19 protein-coding genes are annotated in these 17,749 nt (G+C 72.3%); 11 read left to right on the plus strand and 8 right to left on the minus strand.

Features of this window, described 5'->3' with window-relative positions:
* Nucleotides 1-48 precede the first annotated feature (48 nt).
* Complete coding sequence (locus tag ACWGDE_RS04730) at nucleotides 49-1,026, plus strand: sigma-70 family RNA polymerase sigma factor (RefSeq protein WP_453387523.1); 978 nt, start codon at nucleotides 49-51, stop codon at nucleotides 1,024-1,026.
* A 129-nt stretch (nucleotides 1,027-1,155) separates the two neighbouring features.
* Here ACWGDE_RS04730 and ACWGDE_RS04735 read toward each other — a convergent pair whose 3' ends face one another.
* Complete coding sequence (locus ACWGDE_RS04735; protein WP_453387524.1) at nucleotides 1,156-2,127, minus strand: helix-turn-helix transcriptional regulator; 972 nt, start codon at nucleotides 2,125-2,127, stop codon at nucleotides 1,156-1,158.
* 63 nt (nucleotides 2,128-2,190) lie between these two features.
* Here ACWGDE_RS04735 and ACWGDE_RS04740 point away from each other — a divergent pair, with 63 nt between their 5' ends.
* From ACWGDE_RS04740 to pfkB, 3 genes are all read left to right on the plus strand, one after another.
* A complete protein-coding gene (locus ACWGDE_RS04740) occupies nucleotides 2,191-3,795 on the plus strand; it encodes an MFS transporter (RefSeq protein WP_453387525.1) in 1,605 nt (534 codons plus the stop codon).
* Nucleotides 3,796-3,950: 155 nt separating this feature from the next.
* Nucleotides 3,951-4,712, plus strand: a complete 762-nt coding sequence (locus ACWGDE_RS04745) for a DeoR/GlpR family DNA-binding transcription regulator (RefSeq protein ID WP_453387541.1) — start codon at nucleotides 3,951-3,953, stop codon at nucleotides 4,710-4,712.
* On the plus strand, nucleotides 4,709-5,662 hold the full coding sequence (gene pfkB, locus ACWGDE_RS04750; RefSeq protein ID WP_453387526.1) for a 1-phosphofructokinase: 954 nt from the start codon (nucleotides 4,709-4,711) through the stop codon (nucleotides 5,660-5,662). The genes ACWGDE_RS04745 and pfkB overlap by 4 nt, the downstream gene beginning before the upstream one ends.
* Nucleotides 5,663-5,716: 54 nt before the next feature.
* Here pfkB and ACWGDE_RS04755 read toward each other — a convergent pair whose 3' ends face one another.
* Nucleotides 5,717-6,487 carry a DUF6227 family protein gene (locus ACWGDE_RS04755; protein WP_453387527.1) on the minus strand — a complete coding sequence of 257 codons (771 nt, stop codon included), beginning with the start codon at nucleotides 6,485-6,487 and terminating at the stop codon, nucleotides 5,717-5,719.
* Between the two features lie 193 nt (nucleotides 6,488-6,680).
* On the opposite strand from ACWGDE_RS04755, the gene ACWGDE_RS04760 reads away from it, so the two are divergent.
* Nucleotides 6,681-7,322: a vitamin K epoxide reductase family protein gene (locus ACWGDE_RS04760; RefSeq protein ID WP_453387528.1), complete on the plus strand. Its 642-nt coding sequence runs from the start codon at nucleotides 6,681-6,683 to the stop codon at nucleotides 7,320-7,322.
* A 106-nt stretch (nucleotides 7,323-7,428) separates the two neighbouring features.
* On the opposite strand, the gene ACWGDE_RS04765 is transcribed toward ACWGDE_RS04760, so the two are convergent.
* A complete protein-coding gene (locus ACWGDE_RS04765) occupies nucleotides 7,429-7,839 on the minus strand; it encodes a rodlin (protein ID WP_453387529.1) in 411 nt (136 codons plus the stop codon).
* Nucleotides 7,840-8,131: 292 nt separating this feature from the next.
* Here ACWGDE_RS04765 and ACWGDE_RS04770 point away from each other — a divergent pair, with 292 nt between their 5' ends.
* Together ACWGDE_RS04770 and ACWGDE_RS04775 are read left to right on the plus strand one after the other, a co-directional pair.
* Nucleotides 8,132-8,650, plus strand: coding sequence for a hypothetical protein (locus ACWGDE_RS04770; protein ID WP_453387530.1), 519 nt, complete (start codon nucleotides 8,132-8,134; stop codon nucleotides 8,648-8,650).
* A gap of 145 nt (nucleotides 8,651-8,795) precedes the next feature.
* A complete protein-coding gene (locus ACWGDE_RS04775) occupies nucleotides 8,796-9,035 on the plus strand; it encodes a chaplin (RefSeq protein WP_453387531.1) in 240 nt (79 codons plus the stop codon).
* 85 nt (nucleotides 9,036-9,120) lie between these two features.
* On the opposite strand, the gene ACWGDE_RS04780 is transcribed toward ACWGDE_RS04775, so the two are convergent.
* The 5 genes from ACWGDE_RS04780 to ACWGDE_RS04800 form a co-directional block, all read right to left on the minus strand.
* On the minus strand, nucleotides 9,121-9,462 hold the full coding sequence (locus ACWGDE_RS04780) for a hypothetical protein (RefSeq protein WP_453387532.1): 342 nt from the start codon (nucleotides 9,460-9,462) through the stop codon (nucleotides 9,121-9,123).
* Nucleotides 9,463-9,637: 175 nt separating this feature from the next.
* Complete coding sequence (locus tag ACWGDE_RS04785; RefSeq protein ID WP_453387533.1) at nucleotides 9,638-10,909, minus strand: chaplin; 1,272 nt, start codon at nucleotides 10,907-10,909, stop codon at nucleotides 9,638-9,640.
* Between the two features lie 121 nt (nucleotides 10,910-11,030).
* Nucleotides 11,031-11,264 carry a chaplin gene (locus ACWGDE_RS04790; protein ID WP_453387534.1) on the minus strand — a complete coding sequence of 78 codons (234 nt, stop codon included), beginning with the start codon at nucleotides 11,262-11,264 and terminating at the stop codon, nucleotides 11,031-11,033.
* A 240-nt stretch (nucleotides 11,265-11,504) separates the two neighbouring features.
* Entirely contained in the window at nucleotides 11,505-11,915 is a 411-nt protein-coding gene (locus ACWGDE_RS04795; RefSeq protein WP_112451357.1) for a rodlin, read from the minus strand.
* 117 nt (nucleotides 11,916-12,032) lie between these two features.
* Nucleotides 12,033-12,287 (minus strand): chaplin, encoded by a 255-nt coding sequence (locus ACWGDE_RS04800; RefSeq protein WP_453387535.1) that lies wholly within the window; start codon nucleotides 12,285-12,287, stop codon nucleotides 12,033-12,035.
* Between the two features lie 177 nt (nucleotides 12,288-12,464).
* On the opposite strand from ACWGDE_RS04800, the gene ACWGDE_RS04805 reads away from it, so the two are divergent.
* From ACWGDE_RS04805 to ACWGDE_RS04820, 4 genes are all read left to right on the plus strand, one after another.
* Nucleotides 12,465-13,565, plus strand: a complete 1,101-nt coding sequence (locus ACWGDE_RS04805) for a DUF3344 domain-containing protein (protein ID WP_453387536.1) — start codon at nucleotides 12,465-12,467, stop codon at nucleotides 13,563-13,565.
* A gap of 19 nt (nucleotides 13,566-13,584) precedes the next feature.
* A complete protein-coding gene (locus ACWGDE_RS04810; RefSeq protein WP_453387537.1) occupies nucleotides 13,585-14,814 on the plus strand; it encodes a glycosyltransferase in 1,230 nt (409 codons plus the stop codon).
* A complete protein-coding gene (locus tag ACWGDE_RS04815) occupies nucleotides 14,811-16,382 on the plus strand; it encodes an exopolysaccharide biosynthesis polyprenyl glycosylphosphotransferase (protein ID WP_453387538.1) in 1,572 nt (523 codons plus the stop codon). Before ACWGDE_RS04810 ends, ACWGDE_RS04815 begins: the two co-directional genes overlap by 4 nt.
* A gap of 2 nt (nucleotides 16,383-16,384) precedes the next feature.
* Nucleotides 16,385-17,749: O-antigen ligase family protein (locus tag ACWGDE_RS04820; protein WP_453387539.1), on the plus strand; the 1,365-nt coding region annotated here is incomplete at its 3' end.

Below are 17,749 nucleotides of genomic sequence, written 5' to 3' on the forward strand. Positions count from 1 at the left end.
TCCAGGCAGCCGCACCACCGCGACAGAACTCATCGCAAGGGAGCACGCATGGCAACCCGCGCCGTCGCCCGTCGTCAGTCCACGAGCAGCGCTCGCGCTGCGGGCGGGGAGATCGCAGACCGCGACCTGGTCGGCATGTACCTGGACGAGATCGCCCGCACGCCGCTGCTCGACGCGGCCAAGGAGGTCGAGCTCTCGCAGATCATCGAGGCGGGCGTCTACGCCCAGCAGATCCTCGACGGAGCGATAGAGCGCAAGGGCAAGACGCCCACCCAGGAGGAGCTCGAAGCCCTGGCCGCCGAAGGCGAGCGCGCCAAGGAAGTCTTCATCCGCTCCAACCTCCGTCTGGTCGTCGCCGTCGCCCGCCGCTACCCGCGCAGCGGTCTGCCGCTCCTCGACCTCATCCAGGAGGGCAACGCCGGCCTGGTGCGCGCGGTCGAGAAGTTCGACTACGCCAAGGGCTTCAAGTTCTCCACGTACGCCACGTGGTGGATCCGCCAGGCCATCACCCGCTCCATCGCCGACCAGTCCCGCACCATCCGCCTCCCCGTGCACCTGGTGGAGGAGCTCGGCCGGATCCGCCGGGTCCAGCGCGAGTTCAACCGCGAGAACGGCCGCGACCCGGAGCACGCGGAGATCGCGGCCGAGCTGGACACGACGGAGAAGCGCGTCGGCGACGTCCTGGACTGGGCGCGCGACCCGGTCAGCCTCAACATGGGGGTCGACGAGGACGGCGACACGCAGTTCGGTGACCTCCTGGAGGACACCTCGGCGATCTCCCCGGAGCAGTCGGTCCTCTCCCTGCTGCGCAGCGAGGAGCTGGAGGACCTGCTCGGCAAGCTGGACCAGCGCACGGCCTCGATCATCAAGATGCGCTACGGCATCGAGGACGGCCGCGAGCGTACGCTGACAGAGGTGGGCAAGCAGCACGGCCTGACCCGCGAGCGGATCCGCCAGATCGAGAAGCACGCGCTGCTGGAACTGAAGCGCATGGCCCGCGACACGGGCTTCGACGCAGTGGCCTGACCGCCCCCCCATACGAGCCCCCGGTGCCTATCCCCCCCAGGCGCCGGGGGCTCCCCGCTGCCCGGGCCGGCAGATCCAGCCCCGTCGGCGTTCGAGGCGCGGGGTCCGGGGCGCAGCCCCAGGGGTCCGCTACCGCCCCGCCGCCCCCGTCAACCGCGCGGCCAGCGCGAGGGCCGCGTCCGCCAGAACGCCCGGCCCGTGCACGGTGAACGGCACGCCCACCAACGCGAACCGCGCCACCAGCCACTCGGGCGAGTCCGCGGACTCGAACCGCACCCGAACCCCGGGGACGCCCCCCGGGCCGGGCGCGGCCCCGGCGACGGCCTGCGCATACCCCCACACCCACGCCGGCAACTCCTCACGGACCCCCGCGAACGTGACGTCCACCGCGTACGTCTCACGCCCCCGCAGCCCCCGCCGGACGAACTCCACCGCGTCCATCGGGAGTTCGCGCGCCGAGAACCTCGCCCCCGTCGCGCGCGGCTCGCTCACCCGGTCCACCCTGAAGGTCCGCCAGTCCTCGCGTTCCATGTCGTAGGCCACGAGGTACCACCGGCTGCCGGTGCTCACCAGCCGGTACGGCTCCACCAGCCGCCGCGAGTCCACCCCGTCCCGCGCCCGGTACGAGAACCGCAGCCGCTCCGGGCCCGCCACCGCCGAAGCGATCGTCGTCAGCGTCAGCGGGTCCACGCTGGGCCCGTCCCCCCGGGTCACCGCGACCGTCGCCGACTGCAGCGCGCTCACCCGGTGCCGCAGCCGCCCCGGCAGGACCTGTTCCAGCTTCGCGAGGGCTCGTACGGAGGCTTCCTCGACCCCCTCGATCGCGTGCCCGGCCCCCGCCCGCAGGCCCACCGCGATCGCGACGGCCTCCTCGTCGTCCAGGACGAGCGGCGGCATCGCCGCGCCCGCCACCAGCCGGTAGCCGCCCTCCGCGCCGAGCGTGGCCTCGACCGGGTACCCCAGCTCTCGCAGGCGGTCGATATCGCGCCGGATCGTCCGCGCACTCACCCGCAGCCGCTGCGCCAGCTCGCTCCCCGGCCACTCGCGCGGGGTCTGGAGCAGGGAGAGCAGGGTGAGCAGCCGGGCCGGGGTGTCGGTCATGGATTCAAGATTGCCAGCCAAATAGGACACCGACTGACCTACATGCCGTCTAGGTTTCTCCTCATGAGCACCGAGACGACCCAGTCATCGCCCGAAGGAAAGAACGGGCCCGTACAAGAAGAGCGGACCGAGACCCCCGCAGAGACCAGCTCGACCGGCTCGCCCGGCGCCACCAGCACCGCGGCACCCACCGCCCCCGCGGACCGCCGCCGCTGGCTGGCGCTCGCCATCGTGATGACCGCCGCCTTCATGGACCTGGTCGACGTCACGATCGTCAACATCGCGATACCCAGCATGCGGGAGAACTTCGGCGCCTCCACCAGCGCGATCCAGTGGATCACCGCCGGTTACGCCCTCGCCTTCGCCGCGGGCCTCATCACCGGCGGCCGTCTCGGTGACATATACGGCCGCAAGCGCGTCTTCCTCATAGGCATCGCCGGCTTCACCGCCGCCTCGCTGCTCTGCGGCATCGCCGCGAACCCGAGCATGCTCGTCGCCTCCCGCATCCTCCAGGGCGCCATGGCGGCCCTGATGGTGCCGCAGGTGCTGGCGATCATCCACGTCACCTTCCCGCCCCAGGAGCGGGGCAAGGTCTTCGGCATGTTCGGCGCGATCGTGGGCCTCGGTGCCGTCTCGGGTCCGATGCTCGGCGCGCTGCTCACCGAGTGGAACCTCTTCGGTCTCGAGTGGCGCCCGATCTTCCTGATCAACCTGCCGGTCGGCATCGCGGGCGTGATCCTGGGCCGCAAGTTCATCTCGGAGTCCAAGGCCCCGCAGGCGCTGCGCCTCGACCTGGTCGGCGTCGTCCTCGCCACCCTCGCCCTGGTCATGCTGATCTTCCCGCTGACCCAGGGCCGCGAGAACGACTGGCCGCTGTGGGGCTTCGCCTGCATGATCGCGTCGCCGTTCGTCTTCGCCGCGTTCATCGCGTACGAGCAGTACAAGACCAGGAAGGACGGCTCCCCCCTCGTCGAGCTGTCCCTCTTCAAGGTCAAGAGCTTCGCCGGAGGCATCGCGGTCCAGCTGACCTTCGGCATCGCGACCGGCATCTTCTTCCTGGTCTGGACGATGTACATGCAGATGGGCCTCGGCTGGAGCGCGCTGCGCGCCGGCACCACGGGCATCCCGTTCTCCCTCGCCGTCTCGGCCGCGGCCGGAATGTCGGTGCAGAAGCTCGTCCCGCGCTTCGGCCGCAAGGTGCTCCAGGCGGGGGCGCTGGTCATGGCCGGGGGTCTGCTGCTCTACATCTGGGAGTCGCAGCGCTACGGCATGGAGATCGCCTCCTGGCAGATGTCCGCCCCGCTGATCCTCATGGGCATCGGCATGGGCCTGATCGTGGCCCCGCTCAACGACACCATCCTCTCCGAGGTGCCGCGCAAGGACGCCGGCTCCGCGTCCGGCCTGATCAACACCACCGGCCAGATGGGCAACGCGCTCGGTCTCGGCCTGACCTCCGTGGTCTTCTTCGGGGTGATCGAGGACGACCGGGTCCTCGGAGCGCCGTACGTCGACGGCTTCCACCATGCGCTGTGGTGGGTCGTGGCCGTGCTGGTGCTGATCTTCGCCGTGATGTTCATGCTGCCGCGCAAGGCGATTCCGATGGAGCAGCGCGAGGGCGGTTCCGAGTACGCCGGCGAGCCGGCTCCGGAGAAGGTCCCGGCCGGCTAGCCGGGGTCCTCGCCTCTGACGGGCATGTCCGCTTCTGTTGGCGGACATGCCCGTTTCTTTTGTTTTCGGGTCGAATCGGGCGTACGGTAGGGAGGAACCCACAGAGTCGGGCACTCGCCGGACTCGGACGGACCTGAACGGACATGTCGAACCCCATGTACGGACCCGAGCGCCAGCAGGAGATCCTCCGCCTCGCCCGCGAGGCGGGCCGGGTCGACGTCCTGTCCCTCGCCGACCGGTTCCAGGTCACGGCCGAGACCGTGCGCCGGGACCTCAAGGCCCTGGACCGGGCCGGCCTCCTGCGCCGGGTGCACGGCGGCGCCATCCCGGTCGGCCGCCTCGACTTCGAGCCGGACCTCACCGAGCGCGAGGCCACCGCCGCCGACGAGAAGGACCGCATCGCGGCCGCCGCCGTCGCCGAACTCCCCGACGGCGGCAGCGTCGTCCTCGACGCCGGCAGCACCGTGGCCCGCCTCGCGGCCGCCGTCCCCCTCGACGTCGCGCTCACCGTCGTCACCCACGCGCTGCCCGTCGCCGCCCGGCTCGCGGACCACACCGGCATCGACCTCCACCTCGTCGGCGGCCGGGTCCGCCACCGCACCCGGGCCGCCGTCGACGCGTGGGCGCTGCGCGCCTACGCCGAGATCCGCGCCGACGTCGCCTTCGTCGCGACCAACGGCTTCAGCGCGGACGGCGGTCTGACCACCCCGGACCTCGCCGAAGCCGCCGTCAAGCGGGCCGCGATGGCCGCCGCCCGCCGCGTCGTCCTCCTCGCCGACTCCGCCAAGGCCGGCCAGGAGCACTTCGCGCGCTTCGGCACCTTCGCGGACGTCGACCTGCTCATCACGGACTCGGGGCTCGACCCCGCTCGGAAGGCGGCGATCGAGGCCGCCGGTACGGAAGTTGTGCTCGTATGATCCTCACCGTCACCCCCAACCCCTCCCTCGACCGGACGTACGAGGTCCCCTCGCTGGACCGCGGTGAGGTACTGCGCGCCACCGGCGACCGGGTCGACCCCGGGGGCAAGGGCGTGAACGTCTCCCGCGCGGTGGCCGCCGCGGGCGTCCGTACGACGGCGGTCATGCCGCTCGGCGGCGCCCCGGGCACGCTGATCGCCGAACTCCTGGGCACGCAGGGCGTGGACGTCACGGCGGTGTCCATCGCGGGCCAGACCCGCTCCAACATTTCCCTCGCGGAACCCGACGGCACCCTCACCAAGATCAACGCGGCCGGCCCCGAACTGACCGAAGGCGAATCGGCGCTCCTCCTGGAGACGGTCCGCACCTGCTCCGGCGGCGCCGCCTGGATCGCCTGCTGCGGCAGCCTCCCGCGCGGCCTGCGGCCCGAGTGGTACGCCGCCATCGTCGCCAGCGCCCACGGGGCCGGCGCCCGCATCGCCCTGGACACCTCCGGCCCGGCCCTCCTCGCGGCGCTCCCCGCCCGCCCGGACGTGATCAAGCCGAACGCCTCGGAGCTCGCGGCGGCGGTCGGCCGGCCGCTCGCCACCCTCGGCGACGTGGTCAAGGCGGCGGAGGAACTGCGCTCGCTGGGCGCGGCCGCGGTCCTCGCCTCCCTGGGCGCGGACGGCCAGCTCCTGGTCTCCGAGGAGGGCACGTACTACGGCACGGCCGCCGTCTCCTCGGTCCGCAGCAACGTGGGCGCGGGCGACGCCTCCCTCGCGGGCTTCCTGATCGCGGGCGGTACGGGGCCGCGGGCCCTCGCCTCGGCCCTGGCCCACGGCGCGGCGGCGGTCCGGCTTCCCGGCAGCGCCATGCCGTCCCCCGCGGACCTGCGCCCCGACGACGTCCGCATCACCCGGGACCTGCCCCTGGACCTCTCCCTGTCCGAAGCGGGCGACGAGCGATGAGCGGGACGCCCGCCCACGGACAGGTCCGTCTCGACCCGTCCGTGGGCGGTCCGCTCACCTGACCCGGGCGCGGAGCTCCATGGCTCCGCGTGCGGCCGCCTCCGTCTCGTACACCTCGCACATGTGCCGCCCGTCCGGCGTCGCCGTGTGCTCGACCTCCCACAGGCTGAACTCGCTCCCGTCCAGCAGCACGAAGGAGTGCTCGTACAGGCTGAAACCGGCGTCCCGCCCGTCCGGGAGGCACTGCCGGGTGCCGAACGCCTGGGTGATCTGGTGCGCGTACGCCGAGCGCAGCAGCAGTCCCACCCGCTCGCCCGGCCGGTCCGGGTTCTCCGCGCGGCGCAGCACCCGGCGGGCGTGGTCCGCGGAGTCCTCCACCGTGTACTCGCGGTGCCGCTGGGCGGGGGTCGGGTTGGCGAACAGGGCGCTGAGCACGGCGATGTCGCTCTCCGGCTCCTCCTCGGCCCTCGCCTCCGTCAGATCGCGGGCCACCTGCGAGGGCGTCTCGCCGAACAGCCGGGCCACGGCGAGGCAGGTCTCCGCCCTGCTCGCGAAGACCTCGTACCGTATCGAGCGGTCGCCCTCCCGGCGGTGGGCCAGTTCCCACAGGGCCGCCGAGCCGCCGTCGGCCAGCAGGTACGTGTGCCGGCGCGTCTCCCGCCACATTCCCGACGCCGGGCTGTGGCGGGTGGTGTAGAGCGAAGAACTGTGGGCGAGTGCCGTGCCCAGGCGCTCGACCAAGTGGTCAGGCAGGTCGAAGGAGTTGAGGGCGCGGCCCAGGAGTCGCTCGAGGTGCGCCTCGGTTGTCTCGTACGGATCGCTCAAGGTGGGTCTCCAGGCCGTCGCAGCTTGTCACTTCGCGGAAGCTCAACGTAGCCCCTGGGTCTGACATCACGTCCGGGGTTCGGTAAAACGTCCGGGAAGCATCAGGGGTTCCCGCCACCCCTTCAGGTCAACCTCCTTGCTCATGCGCATGGTTGGACCGGATATCGGGCATCGAGGCGGGACGATGAACCGTATGGCAACGAATACCGTGGGCGTGCCCCGCCAGCAAGGGCAGCCGCGCAACCACGACGAAGCGGAACCGCCCGCCGCCCCCCGTGCGCTCGGATGGCTGCTGGTGCTCACCGGGGCGGCGGGGCTGCTGGCCGCCTGGATCATCACCCTCGACAAGTTCCTGCTGCTGGAGAACCCGGACTTCAAGCCCGCCTGCAGCCTCAACCCGGTCGTCTCCTGCGGCAGCGTGATGAAGAGCGAGCAGGCGGCGGCCTTCGGCTTCCCGAACCCGATGCTGGGCCTCGTCGCCTACGGGGTGGTCGTGTGCGTCGGCGCGGGCCTGCTGGCCGGCGCCCGCCACCGCGGCTGGTTCTGGCTCGGCCTGAACGCCGGAACGGCCTTCGGCGTCGGCTTCTGCTCCTGGCTCATGGTCCAGTCGCTCTACGAGATCAACGCGCTCTGCCTGTGGTGCTGCCTGACCTGGGTGGCCACGCTCGTGATGTTCTGGGCGGTCACCGCGTACACGGTCCGTACGGGAATCCTCCCGGCGCCCGCCCCGGTGCGGAGCTTCTTCGCCGAGTTCGGCTGGGCCCCGCCCGTCCTGCACACCGGCGTGATCGGGATGCTGATCCTGACGCGCTGGTGGGACTTCTGGACCGGCTAGACACCCCCTGGGGACGGGCGAGGGCCCCGGCAGCTGGAAGCTGCCGGGGCCCTCGTCACATCGCTCCACGGGCGCCAGGTGCCCGAAACCGTAGGGGGAGCGGAGATCAGCTGCCGACGGCGCCGTTGCCCGACAGGACCGGGATGTTGTCCAGGATGTGCGAGAGCGGCTCGTCGCCCTTGGCCTGGGTGGAGTTCTCGGTGCACTGCTGGTTCTGCGGGTTGGACAGGACGTTGATGTCCTGGACGCCGACGTTGACCAGGGCGACCAGCGACTGGGCGTTGACCTTGACCGGCAGGCCGATGCAGGGCTTGTTCAGGGTGCCCTGGACGACGCCGAGCTGCGGGCTCATGTCGCCGTGCGTCTTCTGGTTGCCGTAGATCTGCTGGGCACCGTTTCCGTTGACGGTGTTGATCCCGTTGTCGTTGCCGATGGCCATGGCCGGGGCCGCAACAGCAGCGCCCGCGCCGACGGCAGCGGCGGTGACCGCGGCAGCAGTCATGATCTTCTTGAGCATCTTGATCCTTTTGTCGCACGAGTGCCCGCTAATGGAGCGCCCTGATCAACTGCCCGCACAGAGGGTTGGTTCCGCTGCTTCACTCAAACGGCCTGCCGGGGGGCGGGTTTTCCCCGGGTGGGGTGAGCCGCCCCCGGACGCGTGCGCGAAGCCCGTACGAAGCCCGTACGAAGCCCGTGGCGGGGGTGCGGGGCTCCAAGATCCTGTTGCGCTCCGTCGAACGTGTTCGCACGGTGGGTAAGGAGGCGGATCGCTCGGGTCCGCTTTCGTGCGACCACCAGAAGGAACACTCATGCACCGCACCAAGGCCTCCCGCATTCGCGTCCTCGTCCCGTCGGCCCTGGCGGTCGTCATACTCTCCGGCGCGGCCGCCCCCGCGGGCGCCGCCGAAGGTGCCGGTGCCGCCGCCTCGCGCGTGGAGGCGGCCCAGGAGCAGATCGAGGAGAGGGTGGCGGCGGCGGGTCCGATCGACGACCTCCTCGCGCAGGTCTCCAAGATCCTGGCGGACCTGACCAAGAGCCTGGGCAGCCTGCTGCCGGGGGTCACGCTCCCCGAGATCAAGCTGCCCGCGTTCCCGGCCCTGCCCGCGATCCCGGAGATCCCCAAGCTCCCGGCCGTCCCGGCCGTCCCGGGCGTCCCGGAGATCCCCAAGATCACGATTCCCGAGTTCAAGATGCCCGAGCTGCCGGTGTCCGTGCCGGCGGTCCCACCCGCGGCGGCGGTACCGGGGGTGGTGCCGGCGGTCCCGGCGGCGCCGCCGGTGGACCTGGTTCCCGAGATCCCGGAGATCCCGGACCTCCTTCTGCCGTAGTGGGCCCGGAACCGCACGTGGTTACGACTATTGGGCTGAACAGGTCTGATCGCGTGCGGAACCGTGTCGTCTGGGAAGGTGGACCGTTTCGCTCGATGTGAGCCTCGGAACCGGGGCGGAACATCGAAGAGAAGGTGCACTTCCCATGAACACTGCCAAGAAGGCCGCCCTGGTCCTGGCCACCGCTGGTCTCGCTGCGGCCGGTGCCGCCGGCTCCGCCGCCGCCGACTCGCAGGCCGACGGCGCGGCCGTGGGCTCCCCCGGTGTCCTCTCGGGCAACCTGGGTCAGGTCCCGGTCCACGTCCCGGTCAACGTCTGCGGCAACTCCGTCAACGTGATCGGCGCGCTGAACCCGGCGTTCGGCAACGTCTGCGTCAACGACTGACGTCGTACGCACCAACCGACTGTGGGCGCCCCGGCCTTGCCGGTGGCGCCCACAGTCGTGTCGGCCGGAACGCCGGCCGGGAGCGTCAGTTGGCCCCGCCGTTGAGCTTGACCCCGCCGAGCAGCGGGGACGCCTGGGTGGCCCCGTTCGCCAGCTTCATCACCTCGCCCGGCGCGTTGTTGCGGACCTCGTTGACCTTCTGGACGGTGCCCACGACCTTCCCCACGCTCTCGCCCTGCTCGGCCAGCCCGTTGCCCACCGTCTGGGGGAGCGCCTCCGAGACGGGGTTCACGGCACCCAGGGTCTCCGTCACTCCGCTCGTCAGGCTCATGGGAACGGCCGGCGCCTCGGCGGCGAAGGCGGGAGTGGCGGCGCCGAGGGCGGCGACGGAGCCGACTACCGCGGCGGCTACCTTGGAGAGCTTCATTGTCGAAATCCTCTTCTTTTCGTGGGCAGAGGCGTCAGCGGCGCCCGTCGCGCAGCTTTCGTCCTGGCTAACGATTCCCCGCCGCTACGGAAACGCGGAACCGAACACGGCAACGGCCGGAGAATCCGACAAGGGATTCTCCGGCCGATATTTCTTCCGATTACCGTTATTGCCGTCAGGCGATACGGGACCTGCGGTACAGAATGGCGCCGCCCAGGACCAGGGCCGAGGCGAGCGCCGCGGCGGCGCCGGGCGATCCCGCGCCGGTCGCGGCGAGCTGGGGAGCGGTCGCCTGCGCGGGCACGCGCGCCGGTGCCGGTGCGGGGGCGGGTGCCGGAAGGGGCGCGGGCGCGGTCTCCGGTGCCGGGGCGGGCAGCGGAGCCGGAGGCAGCTCGACCGGCAGGTCACCGGCGGGGGCCGCCGGGGGCTGGTCGGCCGGGCGTACGTTCTCCGGCGCGGGGACGGGCGCGGGCGCCGGGGCGGGCGCCGCCGGGTGCTCCACTACCTGGCTGCCGTGCGGCGGCATCGGCGCCGGAGCGTCCTCCACCACGGGCGCCGGGGCGGGGAGCGTGTGCGGTGCCTCCTCCTCCACGGGCGGCGCGGGCGCGGGCGCCGGAGCCGGGGCGGGGAGCGGCTGGGGCGCCTCCTGGGCCGGTGCCGGGACGGGCTCCGGAGCCGGGACGGGAGCCGGGAGGGGCTGCGGCGCGGGCGCTTCCTGTACGGGCGCGGGTGCCGGCGCGGGCTTCGGAGCGGGCGCGGGCAGCGGCTGGGGCGCCGGTGCCGGCGCCGGGTGCTCCGCCTCGGGCTTCGGCTGCGGCTTCGGCAGGGGCCTCGGCGCCGGGGGCGCGTGGTGCGGGGCCGGGGCCGGAGGGTGCTCGGCGTGCGGGTTCGGCTGGTGCTGCGGCCTGGGCTCGGGCCGCTCCGGAGCCGGGTGGTCGTCGCACTCCTCCTCGCCGGGGCCACCGGGACCGCCGGGGCCGCCGGATTCGCCGGAGTCCCCGTAACCGCCCCGCTGCGGGGCCTCCCCGTAACCGCCCTCGCCGCGGTCCTCGTGCCGGTCCTCGCGCTGCTCCTCGTGCCGGCCCGCGCGCCGCTCCTCGCGTTCGTCGAGGTAGCGCTCGAACGCCTCCGCGTGCTCGGGGCTGAGGTAGCGCTCGTAGTCGTGGTCGTCGTGCCGGCTGTCGGACCCGGTCGTGGTGGCGCAGTTGTTGCCCATCGCGGGGTTCAGGCCCGCTCCGGCGTCCACGGTGTTGCCGCACACGTTCGGGGTGAAGGTGATCGGTACCGAGACGCTGTTGCCGGCCAGCACACCCGGTGAATGCGAGGCCTCGGCCATGGCCCCGGGGTGTGCGTAGGCCGCGCCGGTCGCGATCGACAGCAGGCTCGACGCCGCTGCCGCGGTCAGCACCCCCTTGCCCAGTACCTGTCGGCTCAGTACCTGTCGCATGGGTCCTTCCCTGTCTACCGGCGCTGCGGCCGGTGCTGAATCGAAGGTGGCCTCGGAGTGCACCGCCGTGCACTCCGAGGCCACCCCGAGGAGGTCTGCCCTTGCGGGCACAGGCGCTTCGTCAGGCGTTGACGCAGGTGTTGCCGAACGCGGGGTTCAGCAGCGCGATCACGTTGACGGTGTTGCCGCAGACGTTGACCGGGACGTGCACCGGGACCTGGAGCACGTTGCCGGACAGGACGCCGGGGGAGCCCACGGCCTTGCCGTCCGCGACCGAGTCGGCCATGGCGGGGGAGGCGGCACCGGCGGCCATCAGAATGCCGGCGGCCAGCACCACTGCCTTCTTGTACGTCATTTTTCTTGATTCCTTCCCGCAGAGGTCTATCCGCTGCAGAAATAACAACGAGTGGGTCGGGGAAAAGAAACCGGGGATTTTCGCGAGCTGTCCGTCAATTCACTCAGATGCTCGTGCATCCGGAATTCCGGCCGGATTTTTCCGGGGTATTGTCCGGGGCCCGGCATGCGGCGAGGCCGCCGCGACCCGAAGGTGCGACGGCCTCGCTGGTGCGGTGCTGTGTCAGCTGGAGCGGTGCTGTCAGCTGCCGGCGGAGGCGTTGCCGGACAGGACCGGGATGTTGCTGAGGATGTGCGAGAGGGCCTCGTCGCCCTTGGCCTGGGTCGAGTTCTCGGTGCACTGCTGGTTCTGCGGGCTGGACAGGACGGGGATGTCCTGGACGCCGACGTTGACCAGGGCCAGGACGGACTGCACGTTGGCCTTGGCCGGCAGGGCGATGCAGGGCTTGTTGAAGGAGCCCTGGATGAGCGCCATCTGCGGGCTCATGTTGCCGTAGGTGGCCTGGTTGCCGTAGATCTGCGAGGCCCCGTTGCCGTTCACGGTGTTGATGCCGTGGTCGTTGCCGATGGCCATGGCCTGCGGGGCCATGGCGGCACCCAGTCCGACGAACGAGGCGGCAACCGCTGCGCCGGCCGCAAACTTCTTGATCATGATGGTCCCTTTTTTGCAGGATTGCCCGGTACTCAAGCACCCGGATCAACGGGCCAACCGCGGTTCGGGTTGCGTCTCTTCACTCGGATGCCGAAGTTTCGGGCCGCACGGTTGACGTCAGGCGTTGACGCAGGTGTTGCCGAACGCGGGGTTCAGCAGGGCGATCAGGTTCGCGGTGTTGCCGCAGACGTTCACCGGGACGTCGACGGGGACCTGGAGCAGGTTGCCGCTCAGGACGCCGGGGGACTCGCCCGTGAAGCCGTTCGCCGTCGCGCCGTCGCCGCCGTGCGCGGAGGCGAGGCCCGCGCCGCCCATCAGCATCGCGGCGCTCGCGACGGCCATGGTGGTGCCGCGCACCAGCCTCTTCTTCATCTCCGTTTTTCCTTTCGGTTCGAACAATCTTGCAACCCCATAACGACCTTCCAGGTCCGAGGGTGCGTGCTATCGCTCAAAAGGCCGTACGGGCGAGTCCGGCGTGATTTCCCGCCCGAGTTCTGACAAAGTTCACTCCTGTTTTGTTCCCTTGATCGAAATGAGAGAGACAGGGTCATGGGTTCCTCCCGCAGAATCCTCGGCACGCTCGGCCTGCTGTCCTGCCTCACACTTTCGGCGAACGTGCCCGTGGCGGGCGCCGCGGCTCCGGCCGTCAAGGAGGCACCGAGGGTTCCCTTCACCCAGCGTTACCAGGCCGTGCAGCACGGCGGTCTGGTCCGGGCCTCGAACTCGTCGATCGGCTGCCGCAAGGAGGAGTCCTCGCAGGCCGAGCCGTGCGCCGCGGTCGACAAGGGCGCCGCCGGCGCCAACAGCGACTACGAGATGTTCTACGACGAGGTCGACAAGGACCCGGACACCTACAACTCCACGCGGGCCGAGCTCAAGGTCCCGCAGGGCGCGAAGGTCTCGTACGCACGGCTGTACTGGGGCGGGAACCTGCGGGTCGGCGAGCAGAAGCCGCCGGAGGACAACGGCCGGGTGCTGGTCGCCGAGCCGGGCGGCGCGTACAAGGAAGTGCTGGCCGACACCGTGATCGGGCACCGCAGCGACGACGCCGGGGATGCCTACCAGGCCTCCGCCGACGTGACGCCGCTGGTCCGCAAGGGCGGCGCCGGGATGTGGACGGTGGCCCAGCTGAACATCGCCATGGGGCACTCGGAGATGGGTGCCTGGGGCGGCTGGACGCTGGTGGTGGCCTACGAGCACCCGCAGGAGCCGGTGCGCAGGGTCTCGATCTGGGACGGCTTCGAAGGGCTGGCCGCGGGGGCCGGCGAGGCGGCGGGCGAGACGGTGCAGCTCACCGGGCTGGACGCGGCGCCCGGGGCCGCGGGGCGGGCCGGTGTGGTCGCCTACGACGGGGACCGCGGGACGCTCGGGGATTCACTGACGGTGACCGCCGACAGCGGGCGCCGGATCTCCCTCAGTGACGGAGAAAATCCTTTTAATGATGTTATGAATTCCACGATCACGGAATTCGGGCATCCCTCTTTCGTGCGACAGCCCGAACATATGAATAATCTCGGATATGACGCGGACGTGTTCGATCTGAGTCCCGCCCTGTCCGGTGGCGCCCGCAGCCTGACCTTCGGGTTCACGGGCGAAAGCCAGGGTCATTTCCTCGGTGTGCTCTTCGTTCAGACAGACGCGCGCCGCTGAACGCAGGAGATCACTCCACGTGCCGACGCAGCCTTCCACCCCCACCCCCTCACCTTCCCCGTCCTCCTCCAGCTCCCCGCCCGGCAGGCCGCCGGCCGTCCTCCACCTCGTGCAGCCCGTCGACGGCGGGGTCGCACGCGTCGTCGTCGACCTCGTCCGGGCCCAGTCCGCCGCCGGACTGCGGACCGTCGTCGGCTGCCCGCGTGGCGGCACGCTCGCCGAAGCCGCCCGCGACGCCGGGGCCGAAGTGCTCACCTGGCGCGCCGGGCGGGCCCCCGGACCGGGCCTGGCCGCCGAAGTACTCGGCGCCCGCCGCCTGATCGGACGGGTGCGCCCCGACATCCTGCACGCCCACAGCGCCAAGGCCGGGCTGGCCGGGAGGCTCGCCGTGCGCGGCGCCGTCCCGACCGTGTTCCAGCCGCACGCCTGGTCGTTCGACGCCGTCGGCGGGGCCACCGCCGCGCTCGCGCTGCGCTGGGAGCGGTTCGGGGCCCGTTGGGCCGACCGGGTGCTCTGCGTCAGCGAGGCCGAACGCAGGACCGGCGAGTCCGAGGGGATCGCCGCCCGCTGGTCGGTGATCCGCAACGGCGTCGACCTCGGCCACTTCCGCCCGGACGACCCGGACCCCGTACGGGACAAGGCCCGGGCGCGCGCCGAACTGCCGCTGCCCGCCGCCTTCCTGGGCGACGGGCCGCTGGCCGTGTGCGTCGGCCGGCTCTGCCAGCAGAAGGGGCAGGACATCCTGCTGCGGGCCTGGCCCGAGCTGCTCGGAGCCGTCCCCGGAGCCCGCCTCGCGCTGGTCGGGGACGGCCCCGACACGGAGCGGCTGCGCCGCACGGCCCCGCCCGCCGTGCACTTCGCGGGAGCCGCCCGCGACATCCGACCGTGGCTTCGGGCCGCCGATCTCGTTGTACTGCCGTCGCGGTGGGAAGGCATGGCGCTCGCCCCGCTCGAAGCCATGGCCTGTGGCCGCCCGGTCCTGGTCTCCGACGTCAGCGGTGCCAGGGAGAGCCTGCCGCCCGGCCAGGGACGGCTGTGCCTGGTGGAGCCGGAGGACCCGACGGCGCTGGCCAAGGCCCTGGGACGGCTGCTCGCCGAGCCGCGGCTGCTCGCCGAACTCGGGGAGCAGGCCCAGCGGCACGCGCGGATGGACTTCGACGTGCGGCGGACCACGGACGCGGTCACCGGTCTGTACCACGAACTGCTGGGCAGGCCCCGGCCCTTGAACCAGGAGCGCATCAGCCGATGACGATGGACAGCGCACCCGCCCGACACACCGGGCAGGGCGGCCCGGGGCCCGCCGGCGGCAGTACCGGCACGACCAGCGCCACGACGAGCACCGTCGGCACCGCCGGAACCGGTACGAGCACCGTCGGCACCACCGCCGTCCGCCGTTCCGTGACCGCGATCCACCCGCCGCGCGGCCCCAAGGCCGGGCAGGCCCGTCCGGCCGCCCGGCCGCGCCGGGTCCGCCGCCGGGACGGGGTCGCCCCGCTGCTGGCCGCCGATGCGGTGGCCGTCGTGGTGACGGCCACCGTCCTGCCCGGACTGGAGCAGGTGGTCCCGGCGGCCGCGCCCCTGGCCGTACTCCTGGCCGCACTGCACGCGCAGGCCGGGCTCTACCGGCCGCGGCTGGCCCCCTCCGCCCTCCTCGAACTGCCCAAGCTGGCCGGGCGGGCCGCCGTCCTGTGGTGCGGGGCCGCCGCCGTCACCGCGGCCGTCGCCCCGAGCGAGGCCCTGAGCTGGGGCGTACTGCTCGGCGCCGTCGCTCTGCAGCTCGTACTGGCCTGCGCGGGACGCGGGTTCGTCAACCAGCTCCGCCGTCGCACCCGCGCCCGCCGGCCCGCCTCCGCGCTCGTCGTCGGCCCCGGCGCCGGGGCGAGCGCGGTCGCCGCAGCCCTGCACGGGCGCCCCGAGTACGGGCTGCGCCCCGTCGGGCTCGCCGACACCGGAGTCGGCGAGGACGGGTCGGCGGGCATGCCCGTACTCGCCACCCACGAGGACATCCGGCGGGCCGTCATCCAGAACTCGGTCCGGCACGCGGTCTTCACCCGCCCGCCCGAGGCCGACGAACGCACCGCCTCCCTGGTCCGGCTCTTCCACGACCACGGCTGCCGGCTCTGGCTCGCCGACCCGGCGGGCACCGCCAAGGTCACCGGCATGCGCGTCGCCGAGCCCGCCGACCAGCTGTGGGGCTACGCCGTCCAGCCGCTGCTGCCGCGCCCGGCCCGGCCGGTGGAGCGGTACGCGAAGCGCGCCATCGACTCCCTGCTCGCCTCGATCGCCCTGCTCGCCGCCGCGCCCGTGATGGGCGCCTGCGCCCTCGCGGTCCGGATCTCCGACGGGCCGGGGGTGATCTTCCGGCAGGAGCGGGTCGGCCTGTACGGGCGCCCCTTCACCCTGCTGAAGTTCCGTACCCTGCGCGCCGACGCCCACGAGTCCGCCACCCGGTGGACGGTGGCCGGCGACTGCCGGATGAGCCCGATCGGCTCCTTCCTGCGCAAGTCCTCGCTGGACGAGCTGCCGCAGCTGTGGAACGTCGTCCGGGGTGACATGAGCCTGGTCGGCCCGCGCCCCGAACGGCCCTTCTTCGTCGCCAAGTTCAGCAGCGTCCACCCCGGCTACGAGGCCCGCCACCGGATGCCCGTCGGCATCACCGGCCTCGCCCAGATCAACGGCCTGCGCGGGGACACCTCCATCGAGGACCGGGCCCGCTTCGACAACCACTACATCGACACCTGGTCGCTGTGGCAGGACCTGTGGATCCTGGCCCGCACCGCGGCCTCCTTCTTCCGCTTCCGGCTGGGGGGCAGCTGAGCATGAGCCTTGCCGCACCGACGTCACCGACGTCACCGACGTCATGGTCCTGCCCGGACCCCGCCGATCTGCTGCGCCGGCACTGGCCGCTGCTGCCGCTCGCCGCGACCGTACTGGCCCTCCTGGCCCCCGTGCCGGCGGGTGACGCCTCCGCCTCCGGGAAGGTCGGCCCGGCCGACGCCGCCTCGCTGCTCCTCGTCCTCGTGTGCGGGATCCAGGCCCTGCGGGGCCGGGTCCGGCCACTGAGCCCGCTCGGGGTGTTCGTCCTCGGCCTGCCGGCCGTCGGGCTCGCCGTCGCGACCGTGACCGCGGGGGACCCGTACGCGGCCCTGCCCGGATTCGTGCGCTACCTCCAGGTCTTCGTCCTGGTCCCGGCGGCGATCGTGCTGCTGGTGCGCGACGCCCTGGAGTTCCGGCTGGCCGCCGGCTGCTTCGTCGTACTGGCACTGGTCCAGGGAGCGGTGGGCGTGGTGCAGTTCGCCACCCACACCGGAGCCTCGTACCAGGGCGAGGACATCCGCGCCGTGGGCACCTTCGGACCCGGCGACGTCATGGGCATGGCCACGGTCGTCGCCTACGGGCTGGTCGTCGCCACGGCCGCGGCGCTCGCGCCCGGGCTGCCGGCGCGGGTCCGGCGGGCCTCGGGGACGGCGGCGCTGGTCCTGGTGATCCCCCTGGTGCTGTCCTTCAGCCGGGGTGCCTGGATCGCGACGTTCACCGCGGCGGGACTGGTCATGGCACTGGCCGGCATCCGGCGGGCCTTGAAGGTACTGGTCGCGCTGGCCGCCGTCGGCGTGGTGCTCGTGGGCGGGTTCGGCGTCGGCTCCGCGATGGTGGCGGAGCGGCTGACCTCGATCACGCAGGTCTCGGACGCCCCCGACCAGTCGGTGACCGACCGCTACACGATGTGGGCCGCCGCCGGGGCGATGTGGCGCGAGCGGCCCGCGGTCGGCGTCGGGCTCAAGGGCTTCCCGGCCAACCGGGACTCGCACTCCGGACTCGCCCTGTCCTCGGGCAGCGACACCGCCGGCGCGGGCCAGGCGTTCATCCGCCAGCCGCTGCTGTCCCCGCACAACATGTACCTGCTCGTACTGAGCGAGCAGGGGCTGATCGGGCTGATCGCGCTTGCGGGCGGCTGGCTGGCGCTCCTGGTGGCGGGCCTGCGCAGGTGCCTGACCGGCGGGGCCGCGCTGCGGGACTGCGGACTCGTCGCGATCGGGCTGTTCGTGTGGCAGCTGACCGACTTCCTCTACGCGGACATCGGCGGCCCGTCGACCGTCCTGACCGGAGTGATCATCGGCCTGGCCGCCTGGTGGGCGCTGTCCTCCGACTCCGACTCCGGATCCGACTCAGGCTCCGCCTCCGGC

This window comes from Streptomyces sp. NPDC054956 (genome assembly GCF_053609185.1).